The organism is Mangrovactinospora gilvigrisea, assembly GCF_001879105.1.
In the GTDB taxonomy this organism is placed as follows: domain Bacteria; phylum Actinomycetota; class Actinomycetes; order Streptomycetales; family Streptomycetaceae; genus Mangrovactinospora; species Mangrovactinospora gilvigrisea.
Map to the genome: position 1 here is coordinate 1 of NZ_MLCF01000012.1, position 14,154 is coordinate 14,154.

Here is a 14,154-nt window from a genome sequence, read left to right on the forward strand (position 1 = left end):
CCGCCCCGGCACCCCACCCGGGGTGGGAGCGGTGTGGGGTGGGTCGGTGGCTTGCGGGGTGGGGGCTACGGCGTGGATGAAGGGTTCTATGGCGCGCCGCCAGGCGTCGGGTTGCTCGGCGTGCAGGAGGTGGCCGGCTCCGGCCACCTCCGCGTAGGAGCCCTGCGGGAGGACGCGCACCATCTCCTGCGCCTCCGCCCGGCCCAGGTAGCCCTTGAGGCCGCGGACCACCAGCGTGGGGCACCGCACGCGCCCCAGCTCCTCCCAGAAGGGCCGGTGCGCGCACGCCGCGAACTCCGCGACGACGCGCTCCGGCGCGAAGTGCGGCCGCAGGCCGTCCTCCTGACGGTCCAGCAGCTCGGCGAGGAACTCGCCGCGGCCCTCGCTCGGCCCGTCCTCCAGGGACGGATCGTGGACGGAGAACCACTCGCGCGCCTCCCCGAAGGAGGCGAACGGCAGCGGCCAGGCGGCCAGCCACGCGGCGGCCTCGGCGACCTGGTCCTCCGTCAGCGGGGCGCAGCGCATCTCCGCGGCGACCACGGCGCGCACCGCCTCCGGCGCGCGGGCCGCCAGCCGCCAGGCGGTGAGCGCGCCCAGGCTGTGGCCGACGACCACGGCGGGGCCGAGGCCGAGCTGGTCGATGGCGGCCTCGGCGTCGGCCGCGGCGAGCGCACCGCCGACGCCGTCCGCGCCGACGGGCCCGTCCGCGCGCGCCTCCAGCGCCACCGCGCGGAAGGCGGGGGTGAGCCAGCGGGCCGTGCGCCACCAGGCGGTGGCGCGTCCGACGGGGCCGTGCAGCAGCAGCACCGAGGGGCGGCGGTCACCGCCGGGCGACGCGCCGCGGCCCCCCTCGCCGAACTCCCACGCCGCAAGCGGGACGCCGTCGACGCCCTTCACCCGCCGAAAACGCGCCACGATGCTGTGCTCCTTTGCGCTGCCCGCGAGTATCCGGTCTATCACCGATCGCAGCCTCCGCCCGCCCATTTGAGCGAACAACACCACAGTATCGAACGGGAGTTCGGCAATGGGGCTGCGGAGGCGTGATCCACACGAAGGGGTGACGGTGCTCAAGGATTGCCCGGACGTGCCGAGGGGAGCCTTCTGGCGGGGCGCCCGGAGGCGGTCCGCATCCGCAGGGGAAGGCGGCGGCAGGCAGGGTCCGGGCGTGATGGGAGGAGGCGGGGGTCGGAGGGGAGGAGGGCGGCGGGCCCGGCGCCGTGGCAGCGCCGGGCCCGTTCGCCGCGCCGGCCGCGCACCGGTGTCCGCCTGAGTATCGGCCACCTTGGTTTCGGCCCCCTGGGTGCCGGCCGCTTGGCCGCCGGCGGCTCGGCCGGCGGCGGCTCAGCTCTTGGCGACGAAGAGAACCGCCCGGATCGCGACCTGCGGCCGAGCCCAACTCACCGCTCTGAGCTGATGTTTTCCTGATTGCAGGCGTTGGGTCCCGGCGGGCGGATTCGAAGATCATGCGGACTGTCCGCGGACTCCCCCGACGGCCTACTAGGGAGTGTGGTGGTCGGGCGGATGATCTGCGGCGAGGTTCAGGCGTCGGGTGAGGATCAGGGTGGCGATCTCGGCAAGCGGGTGGCCCGACTGGTAGGCGTGCGCGCGGATGCGGATCAGGGCGTCGGCGGGGCTGATGCCCAGTTGCGCGGCGACCATGCCGGAGGCCTGGTGGACGCCGGAGTGGTAGAGGTCGCGGTCCATGGCGAAAAAGTCGCCGGCCGCTCCGGCTCCGGCGGCGAACGCCGTCAGCAGGCCGGTCAGGGCCGAAGCGAGGGCGAGGCCGTCGGCCAGTTGCTGCTGGCCGAGCGGGCCGGGGGTGGTGCGGTGCCCGGTCATGACGCCGAACCGGGCGGCGCCGAGGAACATGGGGAAGGCGAAGACCGCCCGGACGCCGATCTTCTCCACCGAGGAGAGCAGATCCGCCCACCGCATCGTGCCCCGATCGCCCAGATCGTCGATGAGCACCGGCCTGCCCGCGGTGATGGCGTCCATGCTGGGCCCCTGACCCTGGGTGTATTGGAGGTCCTCCAGCCCGGCGGTCAAAGCCCCGGTGTAAAAGAGCAGTTCGATCGAGCCCGCGGGCGGCACCAGGGAGACGGCCAGGCCCTCCAGTCCCAGCAGCCCGGCCGCTCGCGCAAGGTGCTGCGAGATCTGCTGCTCGCTCGGGTTGCGATCCGCCTCCAGCTCGGTCAGCAGCCGATCCATCTCGGCGCTGAGTCCTACCACCGTGGTCTCCTCCTTGTCCGTCGTGCGGTGTGCCGGGGCGCTGCCGGGTCAGCCGTCCGGCGCCGCCGCGTCGAAGGCATCGTCCAGGACCTGCCGGGCGACCTCGGTCAGTGGGCGGCGCTGGGCGCGGCTGTGGGTGCGCATGCGCACGAAGGACTCGTCGGGTGTGAGGTCGGCGCGTTCCGCGAGGAAGCCGATGGCCTGCTCGATCAGGAGGCGATCCTGCATGGCGGCGTGCAGGTGGACGGCGACGGGGGGCTGCTCGGCGCCGGTGTGCTGCTGGAGGATGCCGATGGTGGCGATGTCGGCGAGGGCCTGGCCCAGGGACAGTTGCGCGGGATCGAGCAGTCCCGGCTGGTCGCGGTAGAGGCTGAGGGCGCCGATGGTCTGCGCGCGCAGCCTCAGGGGGAGGGCGCTGTGGGAGACGAAGCCCAGGCGGCGGGCCCGGAGGGTGTAGCGGGGCCAGTGGTGAAGGGCCTGGTCGTCATCCAGCGCGGCGTTGGCCACGGGCCGACCGGTGCGGTAGCAGTCCACCAAGGGGCCCTCGCCCCAGTGGAGTCCGGCCTCTTCCAGGGCGCGGGTGCGGCGGTCGGTGGCCGCGGCGTCCATCAGGTCGCCGAGCGGCGTGGCCAGGATGACGCCGGCGGCGGCGATGTCCAGGAGGTCCAGACAGTGCTCGACCAGGCGGTCGAGGAAGTGGATGGCGTCGAAGTCTCCGACGAGGGTGTCGGCGAGTTCGACGAATGCGTTGGTGATCCGCTCCTCGCGGGGACGCTCCGCCATGGGGCACTCCTTCTCCGTCCTTGTCCGCACGGCCTATTGCACCGCAGGGTGGATGAGATGGGGAAGGCACCGTTGGTCCCGCCGACCCGGTTGGGCAAGCGTGTTCGCCCCCGCCCACCGATGCCTCGCCGGGTCCGGCGGGCTGCGCCTCAGCCGGGGCCGGCGGTGAGCCTCGGACGATCGCCGTCGATGATCCGGCCCGCGAGGTCCGCGAGTTTCATCCGGTGGGACCGGGCATGGGTGCGCAGCAGGGTGAAGGCGTCCGCGACGCCGATCCCGTGGCGCTCGGCGAGGATTCCCTTGGCCTGTTCGATGCGGATGCGCGAGGTCAGGGCGTGGTGGAGCTGAGCGATCGTGCGTTCCTGGCACTCCAGGCGGCGCCCCGCGATCAGTCCGGCGGCGGCCGCCGACAGGGCTCCGAGGGTGGGCTGCACATCGAGGTCGATCGGGGCCGGGACATCCCGCAACAGAACGATCGCGGCGACGGGTTGGTTGCCCTGGCCGATCGGCACGGCGGCGGCCGCGGCGAACCCGGCGGCCAGCGCGGCGGCGACCCAGCCCGGCCATCGCACCCGGGCGATCGGATGGTCCAGGACGGTGTGCGGCACCGGACGCCGGGAGCGAAGGGTGTCACGGCCGGGCCCGGGGACGGATTCGAGCTCGGCCAGGACCAACCGCCGGGCGGCCGGGCTGGTACCGGCCACGGCGAACGGATCAGCGTGCTCGTCGGCCAGCAGCCCGCCGGCCGCGGCGACCTCGAAGAACCCGGCGAACAGGCGGCAGGCGCGCTCCAGCTGCACGGTGGTGCCGACGGAGCTGTCGGCCAGGTCCAGGACGGCCTGAACCAAGGGGTACTGCGGTGAGAAGTGCTGCGGCCTTTCCTTCGCAAGCATGTCGAGTCTCCTGCAGAGGGTGGTTGTGCTCCGGGGTGCCCCTCGGTCCCGCCCCGTGGACGGAGCCGGTAGCGCCCCCTGCGGGTCAGCCTGCCCCCGTTGCGCTGTCTACTGCCGCTTCGCGCAAAGAATCTCGTTGCCGACCAGCGGTCGGCGCGGAAATCCGGGTGCCGGACCGCTTCGGGCGCCCATGCGGACGCGGATCGTCACAGCCCTGGCGGAGTCGGTCATTCCTCCCGGTCGGCGTGTCCGAGGATCTCTTCCGCACTGCCGATGAGGTCCCGCCCGGCGGTGAAGAGCCGGGCCCGTACGAACTCGGCCGCCTCCGCCGTGGTGATTCCCTCGCGGACCGAGACCGCTCCTGCGGCCTGGTGCAGGATGTCCCGGTGCAGCTCCGGTATCTCGAGCGGGCCCCGGGCCACCTGCCGCCCGACGGCGTCCGCCGCCGCGCCCATCGTCCGCAGCACGCCGGGCAAAAAGGGCCCCGGGGAGCGCCGGTAGGCCGCGAACACACCCACCAGAGCACGCCCCACGCACACCGGGACCGCAGCCACCGCACGCAGCGTGCTTCCCATGCCCGCCCGATGGGCCAGCAGGATCGGCCAGCGCCCCGGTGATTCCTCCTCCAGGTCGGGGACCACCATCGGGCATCCGCGCGCCGCGGCCTCGGGCGTCGGGCCCTCACCCACGAGGTACTGCGCGTCCTCCAACTCCACGGCACCGACTCCGGGATCGACCCACCACACCAGCTCCAGGCTGTCGGCGGCCCGCAGGGAGAGCGTCACGGCATCCACGGCCAACGCCGAAAGCCACTGCGCGTCCGGTACCCGCCGCAACGCGGCGAGGCCGCCCGGCCCCTCCTCCAGTACGGAAAGCAACCCGTGCGGTTCCTGAGCAGATGCGCACAACCGTCACCACCCCCTGAAGCTCCTGTATTCAGGTGCACTGCGCCAGTTTCCCCTTATTGTGCGTAGCGCGACGGTTCCATGTCCGAAATCGTGGAAGTACTTCGACCCGGCCCCTGCCGGAGTACGTCACCGACCGGAGAAGTCCCCGCTTCCGTCGCGATCCGCGTTCAGGCCGTCGACACCGAGGGGGCCACATCCATGGCCGGCCGCCGTCCCCAACCCGATACCGCCTCCCCCTGGAAACTCGCCCGTGTCGTTCTGGAGTTGGCCGAGCCGGTCGAGGACCCGATCCACCACCTGGAGCACACCTGCCTGCGCCTCGCCCAGTGGCTGGGGGCCCCTGCCGCCTCGGGCCTCCTGGTCGTCGACGCGCCCTACCAGGCCGTCCCGGTCGGCAGCGATGTCATGGCGCGCGAGTTGGCCTCGGCCGAACTGACGATCACCCACGGCCCCGGCATCGACACCCTGCGCTCCGGCCACCCGCAGCCCGAGATCGCGCTGACCGGCCCCATGGCGCGGGTCCGCTGGCCGCGGTGGACCGCTCAGGCGACCGACCGCGGCTTCTCCGCCGCCGCCGGATTCGCGCTTACCCGGCAGGGGGCTGTGCTGGGCGCGATCACCGTGCTGAGCGACCAACCACTCCGGGTCGATCCCGACCGGCAGCAGGCGGCGCGTCTGCTCGCCGACGCGGCCGCGGCCGGCCTCAACGCCCAGCACCTGCTCCGGAAGGCGGAGGAGACGGGTCGGCAGCTCGAACAGGCCCTGATCTCCCGGATCCTGATCGAGCAGGCCAAGGGTGTCCTGAGCGAGCGGATGGGCATCAGCCCGGCCACCGCGTTCACGCTGCTCCGCAACCATGCCCGCTCCCGCCGCATGCCGATCCGCGACCTGGCCGACGCGGTCATCGAGGGACGAGCGCTGCGCGAGGACCCGACCTGACGGTCAAGGAAGGCGTGTGATCAGCCCGGCGAGGATGAACAGGACGCCGGCGAGGCCCCCGAGGGCGGCGCAGCCGAGGGTCCCGTGCCGGAGCACCATCTGGGGGCTGCGCGCGGCGTGCCGGGTTCCGGTCTTCGCTTTGCGGGCCTGCCGGCGGACGTCCAAGAGGAGCACGACGAAGAAGCCGGGCAGGACGACCCGCATGAACAGGTGATGGAAGATCACTTGAGCGTCACGGCTTGATGGCGACGGCGCCGTACATCGCGACGGTGGTGTCGGCCTCCAGGCTGGTGCCGAGTTCCGGGTGCCAGCGGTGGACCAGGGCGACGCCGGGCGGGGCGAGGTCGAGGCCGGAGCTCACCAGGAGGTCGGCGACCTCGGCGGCGGTGCGCATCACCACCGGGATCCCGGCGGCGGCGTAGCGGTCGGCCACGTGCTCGGCGGCGCTGCCGGCGGTGTCGGCGGTCGGCAGGGAGACGGCGAGGTAGCTGCGGGAGGGGATCTCCTGGACGAGTGCGTGCAGGAGGGTGCGGGCGTCGTTGTCGGTGACGAACTGCAGGACGGCCAGGGCGAGCACGGCGAGCGGCCGGCTCCAGTCGAACAACTGCCGGCGCTCCTGGTCGGACAGGAGACCGGGCAGGTCGCGCAGGTCGGCGGACAGGTAGTCGACGTGGCCGTCGGGGGTACCGCGCAGCAGGGCGCGGGCGTGGGCCAGGACGATCGGGTCGTTGTCGAGGTAGGCGATCCGGGCGGTCGGGCGGGTGCCCTGGACGACCTCGTGGAGGTTGGGACTGGTGGGGATGCCGGTGCCGATGTCCAGGAACTGGTCCAGGCCCCGCCGGGCGAGCCAGCGCGCGACGCGGTGCATGAAGGCGCGGTTGGCGCGCATGGAGGTGACCAGGTCGGGCCAGTCCTGAAGCATGGCGGCGGCAGCCTGGCGGTCGGCGGCGAAGTGGGTCTTGCCGCCGAGTATGCAGTCGTAGACCCGGGCGGGGTGGGCGCGGTCGGTGTGCAACTCGGTCCGGGGGATGGGTTCTTGGGTGTAGGGCGGCCAGGCGGGCACGGTCGGGCTCCTTCGGGATCGCGGGCGGACAGGGGCAGAGTCGGGTGGATAGGTGGGGGTGGTTGCCGGTCCCTGGGCGGCGGACGTGGGGCTCCGCCGCCCCTGGGGCAGGGGCCGGCAATCGGCCTGGTGGCGGCCCCGTGGGCTCGCTGACGAGGCCTTACCTGGGCGGGGCGCGGTGGCTCTCGGCCTGGGCGGTGGCCAGCGCGGTGGCGAGTTCTGCGGGGTCGGTCAGCGGGGTGTCGGGGCCGGGCGGGGTGAGCCAGCAGCGGCCCCCGCGGACAGCACCGGGTATGGGCACTCGCAAGGTCACCAGGTCTTCGCGCCCGACGGCGGTGCCGGCGCCGGTCCAGTCTGCGGCGGCCCCCGGCGCGAGGAGGATGTACAGGCAGCCGGTATCGGTGCCCTGCAGGACGGGGCCCTGGCGGCATCCGGCCTCCCGCAGGCGTCGCAGGGTGCGGGTGCCCAGGGCGGCGGGGAGCTTGAGGACGTCGAAGCGGGTGCCGACCTGGACCAGCGACTCGCCGGTGGCCTGGAAGTCGGCGAGCACCAGCATCGGCGAGGAGGCGCTGGTCCTGGCTAGCCACCACAGCCGCGCGGCCGTCGGATCCATCCGGGTGGCGCCCCTGCGGTGTGCGGTCCTGGGCATCGCCGAAGCTCCTGAGGGTCGAGGGTGGATGAGCTTGTGGCCCCGGGCCCGGCGGCCGCCGCAGTGAGGGCGGGCAGCCCCTACGACCGCCGGGAGTCGAACCCCGGCCGCCGCTGGGGGATCCGGGGCCGGCGGCCGGGAGCATGGACGGACCGGGTCAGGTGAAGCTGCTCAGCGCGAGCCGCGGGGTGCCGTCGTCGTCGGAGTGGTCGCCGAGCAGGTGGACTCGCCAGTTGGTGACAGCATCGGAAAGGCGCTGCACCATCACGTCCGAGACGTGGGCGGCGAAGGCCGGTGAGGCGGCGACCTGCTGGGCGTGGTCGGCTTCGGAGCTGATGCGAGCCGTCAGCCGGACGCATCGCGGGCAGGGCCGGGACCTGCCGGCGGGCGCCTGGCCCTCGTCCTCGGCGGTGGGGTGGGCGAGGGCGGTCACAGCTGCACCTCCGTCCGCTGCCGCGCTTCCGCGCGCTGGTGGACGGTCCCGATCGGCTGGCGGATCTGCGGGTGCAGGGCGCGGTGGTGGCGGGCCAGCCACAGCCAGCGCTTCCACCACGGCAGATGGCAGGCGACGTGGCGGGCCAGGATGAGGGTGTCGCGGTCGAGGTCGGCGGCGACGGCCAGCCACAGCCGCCCGTCGTCGGCCGCCGTGGCGATCCGCAGCCCGGCCAGGCCCTCCTCGACCGCCCCGCGCAGCCTCCGGCACGTCATGCACGGGGCCGTCACGTGCCGCTCTCCGTTGCGGACTTGGGCCGGCGCGCGGGTGCCGGGGCGTCGGCGATCGACAGCAGAAAGCGCGCGACGGACCACTCCCGGCCCAGCTCGGAGCGCACCCGCACCTGGTTGGCCTCCACCGACACCACCTGGACGATCACACCTGTCAGGCCGTCCTTGGCCCAGCACCCGGGCTCCAGCCCGTCCCCGGCCGTCCGTGCCGGACTCCCCTGTCGCTGCACGGCGGTCACATCCCGCCTACCGAGCCGCCGGCGAACAGCGGTGGTGCGATCGGGCGGGGCACGGCCGGTTCCGTGTCCCAGCAGGTTCCGAGTCCGGCGGCGAGAAGGAGGGCTCCGCACGGCTGGCACTTGGCGGCGTCCTGGCTGCCGCGCACCGCGACATCGTCGCGGCCGCACCGCGTGCAGCGGCCCGTTCGTACTCCGTGTTGACACATCTCAAGATCTCCCCAGATCGATCAGTCGCGTCGGAGCGTTCAGTGCTGCGGGCAGGTCGCGGCCGGCCAGCCGTACAGGCCGCCGCATCCGTCGGAGGTGTAGACCATCCGCGACGGCCGCAGTCCCTCGCGTGAGCCGCACACCATGCACACCTCACCGCTGAGGCGCTCCAGCGCCACCGGCGGGGCGAGCGGCCGTGAGTCGTGCGCGGGCGATGGCAGTGCCGAAAGCTCAGTGGGCATGCCGGTCATCGCCAAGGTTCGGCGGCGGTTCAGTGCTTTTGGCCACCGCCATTGCGGTCAACACAAGCCAGCTCCCCGAGTCGGACAGTCATGTTCCGTTCTGGGGATATCGTCCTGCCGCTATGCGGCGTCACCTAGCGTTATTCCCGTACTGGGCTAAAGATCATTGGCGGAACTGCCGAGCCCAGTCGGCGAGCCGTCCGCGCGCCTCGTCGCCCCAAAGTGCATAGCTTTCGTACACCCGGAACTCGTCCAAGTAGTCCTCGACGTCGCGAGGGTCGCGGAAGATTATGGCTCCAGTCGACACTTCGACGGTGACCAGGTCCGCGCCGTAGATGGTGAAGACATTGAGCGGCGCCGCGGGTTTGCTTCCCTCAAGGGGAATCACCCCGAGGCGGACGCTGGGAAGGTAGGAGACCGACACCAGGCGGTCCAACTGCATCGCCATCGCCTGGTACGGCACTAGCGGCCATCGGCACGCCTGCTCGGTGAGGATGAAGGTGAACCGCTTGGTCTCGTCGTACAGCACGGTCTGACGCTCGATCTTCTTGGCTATGGCCCGGGACGGATCGCTCCCGGCCGGGGCCATGCTGGCGTGGATGTACTCAGGGGTTGCCAGCAGGCCGGTGATCATCGTGGGGAGGAAGTACCGCAGCTCGCGCGATGACCTCTCCAGACCTGCGAGCTCGACCTGCTTCTTCTCCAAGCCCTTGCGGCGAAGGGAGCGGTTGGCCTGCCACTCGGTGTTGGCCATGCGCGCCAGCGCCATCACGTTCGCGACCAGGTCGGGCGGGGCCTGGAGCGCCCGCAGGATCAGCTCGACGTCGACCAGGGACGGAGTCAGCCTGCCGTTCTCGATCTTGGAGACCTTGGACTGCGACATGTTGACGCGCCGACCGAGCTGGACCCCGGTGAGTCCAGCTCGGCGGCGCAGTTCGCGCAGTGTGGCGGCTAGGTCAGCGTTGGACTGGCCCAGCTCCTGAGGGTCAAGCGTCAACGCCCTTCACATACTCCTCGAAGGGCACCGACGCAGCGAGTGCGATCCGCTGATACTCGACGAACCGGGACGGGTCGCCCTCGTAGACCTCACGGTTGATCTGGGTCCCGTCCGGCTCGTAGTGCATCAGCACGACGTCCCGCCGATCGAACATCCAGAAGTCCTGAACCCCATCGAGCGGATTGGGGCGGTCGGTGACATCCATAATGCGGATCTCATCCCCAGCCAGAGCATGGGCCTCGTAGTACATGAACTCATAGCGGAGGTAGTCCGACAGGGGCTGCGTGACGATGTGGACGCGCCCCTTCCTGCGCCCCTGGGCACGCAACTGCCGAAGCTCGTCGGTGTATTCCGATGAGTAGCTGCGGGTGTCGATCCGATCGCCGGCCAGGAACTCGCGGATCTCCTCCTCTTCGTCCGGTACCCGATAGGTGGGCAGTGTCTCCAGGCGCCACGCCTCCGTGCGGAAGTCGCGGAACTTGGCTGCCCAGGCGTCACCATCCAAGAGCACGAACAGCCTCCCGCAGCGTCTCCTCGGGGATTTCGACCAGGCCCTCGCCGTCGGGTGCGTCGAACGCCGTGGACACGTCGCCCTGGACGACGAACGAGCCGCGAGCGGTCCGATAGACGTTCGGGCAGTCGTTGCTCTTGCACTCCGGGTCGCCCGCCTTGCCGGTCAACCGGGTCAAGCTCTCGCGCGCCATCGGACCCCCAACAGCTCCGGCAGGGCCGCTCCCCGCCGCTGAATCGAAGCTACGGCGGAGCGCTCCCGCCCGTCTATGCCATGTCGACGATATTCCTGTTGTGGAATAACGATCACGGATTGGAGGCTCGAACCGCCAGAGATGATGGGCTCCAGGTGGCGGATATCCGCCACCTGACACCCGCGTAGCGCGGACGGCTTCAGCGATGTGGGCGGTGCCGCTTCGGGGTTGTCGTGTCGGTGTGGGTCCGATCGGGCGTGGTGGACGGTTGGTGCGGTGCGGTGTGGGTGCGGGCGGCGTGGGCGCGCTGCTCGTGTGCGGTCGGGTTGGCGGCCAGGCGGTCCAGGCGCCAGACGAGGACCTCGGCCGGGCGGCTGGCCGTGTCCAACTCCCGCTGCGCGGCGGCCTGCCACAGCAGGCGCTCCGCGTTGTGCCCGTCCGCGGCGGCCTGGGCCAGGACGGCGGCGAGGGCGGGCCAGGCCGGATCGGCGAGGATCCGCGCGGCCTGCTCCGGGAGGACCTGCTGCATGAGCGCAGTCAGGCGGTCGCGCTCGGTCGGGGCCGGGGCGCGCGTAGCCAGCGCAGCCAGTTGCGGGCGGGCGGCCTGCCGGTAGGCGGTGCGCAGGTGATCCAGCGCAGCGCGGGCGGCGGCCTGCTGCTGCGCATGGCCGTGCGCCTGGTGCCAGCGCACCGCCGCCTCGACCGCGAGGATCACCGCGGCGATCAGCGCACCCGCCATCTCCCCGTCCCCGCCCGCTGCGCTCGGGTGGAGCAGGGAGCGCACGGCCCAGCGCAGGTCGCCGGCGGCGGCGTGCTCGGCGCGCACCCGCGAGCGCGAGGCCCGCTCGAACGCGACCGCCGCCGCCTTCAGTTCGCCGCGCGCCGGAGAGCGGGGGTAAGCGGCCGGCAGGGCGTCCAGGGCCTCCCCGAGCGCAGCGATGTGGCCTTGCGCCTCCGGATCCGAATCGCCGTCCACAGCCCTGTGGACAGTTAGCAGCTGGTCGGCGAGGCGATGACGGGGATGCATCGGCGGCCAGGCGTCTGCGGGTTCGGGTGTCGTGGCGTCGAGGCGTTCGCGGATGCGGGGCAGGCTCAGGTCCGGCGCCAGCTTCCCACCCCCGAAGGCGACCTTCTGTCCAGGCAGGGCGACGGAGTAGCCGATCACATCCCCGGACGGAGCAACCCGCTTCTTGACGACCACCCCCTGCTCCTCCAGCAGGTCGAAGAACTCCGCCACACTGCCCGCCGCAGCAACCGCGGTGCGCACCCGGGAGCGCAGCTCCTCCCGGTCGGTGCGTTCGGCCCCGGTGCGCTGCGCTGCCGCCTGCTCTGCGCTGGTGGGGCGCTTGGCGGCGGTGCCGTCGCCGCGCTTGAGGCGCCGCAGCCCGAACTCGGCCTCGATGGATCGGCATTCGGCCTGGACGCGCCGCGCCTCGCCGTACCGGGGCGGGCGGTGCCCGTTGAGCTGCACGGTGGTGGCCACGATGTGGATGTGGTCCTCCGCGTGGCGCACCGCGATCCACCGGCAGCCGTTCGGGTCGTCCTCGCGGGCGATGCCGGCGGCGGCGACGATGCGGCGGGCGACCTGTGCCCACTCGGCGTCGGTCAGCATCCGGTCGCCCGGCGCGGTGCGCACCGGGCAGTGCCACACATGCTTCGGCGGCAGCTTCCCCCGTTCCGCGGCCACCAGGTCCACGTGCAGGTCCAGGGCGATGGCCAACGTCAGGGGCGTGGCATCCGCGTCGCGGCCCGGGTCGGGCGCGGCACCGAGGTCCCAGGCGGCGACCAGATGCGGGTCGGTGTGCTCGTCCCGGCGGCCGGGCCCATAGAGGTAGCGCAGCAGGCCGGGAGTGTGGGAGCCGGTGGAGATGTCGGGCACCACGGGCCTACCGCCTCTTCCGCACGTGGGCGTGGACCTCGGCCAGGACGGCCGCGATCCGGGTGTGCAACTCATCCAGCCGCTCCGCGCACGCGGCCAGGCCCTCAGGCGGGTAGCCGGTGTTGACGGCTCGGGCAATCTGGTTGAGGTTCACGCCCTGCCGGCGCGCCTCGTGCAGCAGGAGCACCAGGACGGCGGCCAGGGCGCGTTCGCGGACGTCCTCGGGGCTGGGCACCGCCTCGCCGTCGGCCAGGACGGCGTACGCCTTTTCCAGGGCGGCGTCGCCGATGAACCCGGCGGGCCGCTTGCCGGTCCGCTCGGCGGCCTGGCGGATCGCCGTGTCGGCGCTGGGGGTCAGGCGGATCTTGCGCTCGACGGTGCGCTTCTCGCGGGCGCGGCGGCGGTTGAGCGGCGCGGGGATGCGCGGGGCATCGTCGGGGCGGATGCGGTCGAGTTCGGCGGCGACGGCGGCAAAAGCAGGCGCGACGGGGCGGTCGGGCGGTGGCGTCTTCTGGGTGCGGTCGCCCTCGGCCGCACCCTCCCCTGCCACCCCTGGGGCAGGGGCAAACTCGGAAATCGCGCCGTCAGGGGCTCTTTCCGAACAGCTTGCTCCCGCGCTGTCGGTCGCGCGGTCTCTCCATCCACGCAGCAGACTCCGGCGACGGCGCCGGGGCATTGCGGCCGGATCCGGTTCCGGCTGGCTGTTCTGAGGGTCGGTCAAACCAGTTCTCCTAGCGTAGGGGGGCGGTCTTGCGCGAGGTGCCGTCCCATCCGTCCCGGGCGTTGCATGCCTGGTCAGCGCGGGACGGCAGAAATTCTGGGACGGCACCATCCGTCCCACCGGCCCGATCTGGGCGGCGGGCTGGCGGCGGGGGAGGTCCGGGGGGCTGCGGAGCTTTGCGGACGTCGGGCGGTCGCCGCCCGGATCCGGCTCCAGTCCGGCGAGCAGCACCTGCTTCGGGCAGGCCGGTGATTCGCCCTGATATCCGAGGTGGTCCAGATGGACCACCTGCCGCGGCGAGTGGGTTCTGGATGGATTTCTCCCGCTTCCTGAGGTGGCCCGTTTGGGACACCTGCCTCGGGGCGTCCTGCCGTCCCATTCGTCCCGGGCGTTGCGTGCCGGGTCAGCGCGGGCGGGGACCGAATGCCGGCGCCCTGATCGTCCGGTTCGCCCGCCTTGCGACGTGGTGCTTCTTCACCACCTGGTGAACGGGGCGTGTCGGCCCGACCACCGTCTGCAGGTGGGACATCTGTCCCACCTGGAGGTCGGGACACTCCTCCGCCTGCTGCACGGTCGGACGGGGACGGCGGGATGGCGAGTACGGCACCCGGCCGAAGCCGGGCGCCCAGGCCTCGCGGTGTCCGACCTGGTCGCACGTCGGCGTGCCGCGATCTTCGGGCGCCGCCCGAGCGGGGTCCGATTTGCGTGGTGGGGCATGTGCCCCACCTGACAGACGGGACCCACCACCCGCCCGGCACCCGCTCGGATCGCGAGCGGGCAGGGTTGCACGGGCCCGCTCCGGCCGGACGAACCAGGCGCATGCCCAACAGACTTCACCTCCCATACTTCGCCAAGCGGTCGACTATGCGATGGTTCAGTCCGGTTTCTGAGGTGTTCCATTTGGAACGCCTGACCGGATAGCCGCCCGTCCGCCGGCGGGATGCCGCCGCGCGTGTACCGGTGCCGGCGGGGCAGTGG

General features: G+C 72.4%; 18 protein-coding genes. 1 reads left to right on the top strand and 17 read right to left on the bottom strand.

Translation table 11 applies throughout. The features are described from left to right. From BIV57_RS03995 to BIV57_RS04015, 5 genes are all read right to left on the bottom strand, one after another. On the bottom strand, positions 1–915 hold a 915-nt coding region (locus BIV57_RS03995), incomplete at its 3' end, for an alpha/beta fold hydrolase (protein WP_245797415.1). A 582-nt stretch (positions 916–1,497) separates the two neighbouring features. Next, positions 1,498–2,229 (bottom strand): GAF and ANTAR domain-containing protein, encoded by a 732-nt coding sequence (locus BIV57_RS04000; RefSeq protein ID WP_139275422.1) that lies wholly within the window; start codon positions 2,227–2,229, stop codon positions 1,498–1,500. Between the two features lie 48 nt (positions 2,230–2,277). Next, positions 2,278–3,012, bottom strand: a complete 735-nt coding sequence (locus BIV57_RS04005; RefSeq protein WP_071655234.1) for a GAF and ANTAR domain-containing protein — start codon at positions 3,010–3,012, stop codon at positions 2,278–2,280. 149 nt (positions 3,013–3,161) lie between these two features. Beyond that, positions 3,162–3,905, bottom strand: coding sequence for an ANTAR domain-containing protein (locus BIV57_RS04010; protein WP_107409433.1), 744 nt, complete (start codon positions 3,903–3,905; stop codon positions 3,162–3,164). Between the two features lie 227 nt (positions 3,906–4,132). Beyond that, complete coding sequence (locus tag BIV57_RS04015; protein WP_071655236.1) at positions 4,133–4,783, bottom strand: GAF domain-containing protein; 651 nt, start codon at positions 4,781–4,783, stop codon at positions 4,133–4,135. Positions 4,784–5,011: 228 nt separating this feature from the next. Between BIV57_RS04015 and BIV57_RS04020 the strand changes: the two genes are divergently transcribed. Next, on the top strand, positions 5,012–5,752 hold the full coding sequence (locus BIV57_RS04020; RefSeq protein WP_139275424.1) for an ANTAR domain-containing protein: 741 nt from the start codon (positions 5,012–5,014) through the stop codon (positions 5,750–5,752). A gap of 3 nt (positions 5,753–5,755) precedes the next feature. Here the strand turns inward: BIV57_RS04020 and BIV57_RS04025 are convergent, their stop codons facing one another. The 12 genes from BIV57_RS04025 to BIV57_RS24880 all read right to left on the bottom strand — a co-directional run bounded on the left by BIV57_RS04025 (position 5,756) and on the right by BIV57_RS24880 (position 13,005). Continuing rightward, complete coding sequence (locus BIV57_RS04025; protein ID WP_071655238.1) at positions 5,756–5,977, bottom strand: hypothetical protein; 222 nt, start codon at positions 5,975–5,977, stop codon at positions 5,756–5,758. A 7-nt stretch (positions 5,978–5,984) separates the two neighbouring features. Continuing rightward, positions 5,985–6,815: an SAM-dependent methyltransferase gene (locus tag BIV57_RS04030; protein ID WP_245797416.1), complete on the bottom strand. Its 831-nt coding sequence runs from the start codon at positions 6,813–6,815 to the stop codon at positions 5,985–5,987. 160 nt (positions 6,816–6,975) lie between these two features. After that, a complete protein-coding gene (locus BIV57_RS04035) occupies positions 6,976–7,464 on the bottom strand; it encodes a hypothetical protein (protein ID WP_139275428.1) in 489 nt (162 codons plus the stop codon). 157 nt (positions 7,465–7,621) lie between these two features. Continuing rightward, positions 7,622–7,897 carry a hypothetical protein gene (locus tag BIV57_RS04040; protein ID WP_071655240.1) on the bottom strand — a complete coding sequence of 92 codons (276 nt, stop codon included), beginning with the start codon at positions 7,895–7,897 and terminating at the stop codon, positions 7,622–7,624. Then, positions 7,894–8,172: a hypothetical protein gene (locus BIV57_RS04045; protein ID WP_071655241.1), complete on the bottom strand. Its 279-nt coding sequence runs from the start codon at positions 8,170–8,172 to the stop codon at positions 7,894–7,896. Before BIV57_RS04045 ends, BIV57_RS04040 begins: the two co-directional genes overlap by 4 nt. Positions 8,173–8,183: 11 nt before the next feature. After that, complete coding sequence (locus tag BIV57_RS24480) at positions 8,184–8,417, bottom strand: hypothetical protein (RefSeq protein ID WP_139275430.1); 234 nt, start codon at positions 8,415–8,417, stop codon at positions 8,184–8,186. 254 nt (positions 8,418–8,671) lie between these two features. Continuing rightward, positions 8,672–8,875, bottom strand: coding sequence for a hypothetical protein (locus tag BIV57_RS24485; RefSeq protein WP_139275432.1), 204 nt, complete (start codon positions 8,873–8,875; stop codon positions 8,672–8,674). Between the two features lie 163 nt (positions 8,876–9,038). After that, positions 9,039–9,872: a helix-turn-helix domain-containing protein gene (locus BIV57_RS04050; protein WP_071655242.1), complete on the bottom strand. Its 834-nt coding sequence runs from the start codon at positions 9,870–9,872 to the stop codon at positions 9,039–9,041. Beyond that, complete coding sequence (locus tag BIV57_RS04055; RefSeq protein WP_071655243.1) at positions 9,862–10,383, bottom strand: DUF6879 family protein; 522 nt, start codon at positions 10,381–10,383, stop codon at positions 9,862–9,864. Before BIV57_RS04055 ends, BIV57_RS04050 begins: the two co-directional genes overlap by 11 nt. Then, entirely contained in the window at positions 10,367–10,576 is a 210-nt protein-coding gene (locus tag BIV57_RS04060; protein ID WP_071655244.1) for a hypothetical protein, read from the bottom strand. Before BIV57_RS04060 ends, BIV57_RS04055 begins: the two co-directional genes overlap by 17 nt. A gap of 199 nt (positions 10,577–10,775) precedes the next feature. Then, on the bottom strand, positions 10,776–12,455 hold the full coding sequence (locus BIV57_RS04065) for a relaxase/mobilization nuclease domain-containing protein (protein WP_175548652.1): 1,680 nt from the start codon (positions 12,453–12,455) through the stop codon (positions 10,776–10,778). Positions 12,456–12,462: 7 nt separating this feature from the next. Beyond that, complete coding sequence (locus BIV57_RS24880) at positions 12,463–13,005, bottom strand: MobC family plasmid mobilization relaxosome protein (protein WP_071655246.1); 543 nt, start codon at positions 13,003–13,005, stop codon at positions 12,463–12,465. Positions 13,006–14,154: the final 1,149 nt, after the last annotated feature.

Bases quoted from the DNA above. Each gene is read 5' to 3' on its own strand.
- BIV57_RS04020 (WP_139275424.1), top strand. From the start codon at position 5,012: ATGGCCGGCCGCCGTCCCCAACCCGATACCGCCTCCCCCTGGAAACTC.
- BIV57_RS04035 (WP_139275428.1), bottom strand. From the start codon at position 7,464: ATGCCCAGGACCGCACACCGCAGGGGCGCCACCCGGATGGATCCGACG.
- BIV57_RS04045 (WP_071655241.1), bottom strand. From the start codon at position 8,172: ATGACGTGCCGGAGGCTGCGCGGGGCGGTCGAGGAGGGCCTGGCCGGG.
- BIV57_RS04060 (WP_071655244.1), bottom strand. From the start codon at position 10,576: ATGGCGCGCGAGAGCTTGACCCGGTTGACCGGCAAGGCGGGCGACCCG.
- BIV57_RS04005 (WP_071655234.1), bottom strand. From the start codon at position 3,012: ATGGCGGAGCGTCCCCGCGAGGAGCGGATCACCAACGCATTCGTCGAA.
- BIV57_RS24485 (WP_139275432.1), bottom strand. From the start codon at position 8,875: ATGCCCACTGAGCTTTCGGCACTGCCATCGCCCGCGCACGACTCACGG.
- BIV57_RS04010 (WP_107409433.1), bottom strand. From the start codon at position 3,905: ATGCTTGCGAAGGAAAGGCCGCAGCACTTCTCACCGCAGTACCCCTTG.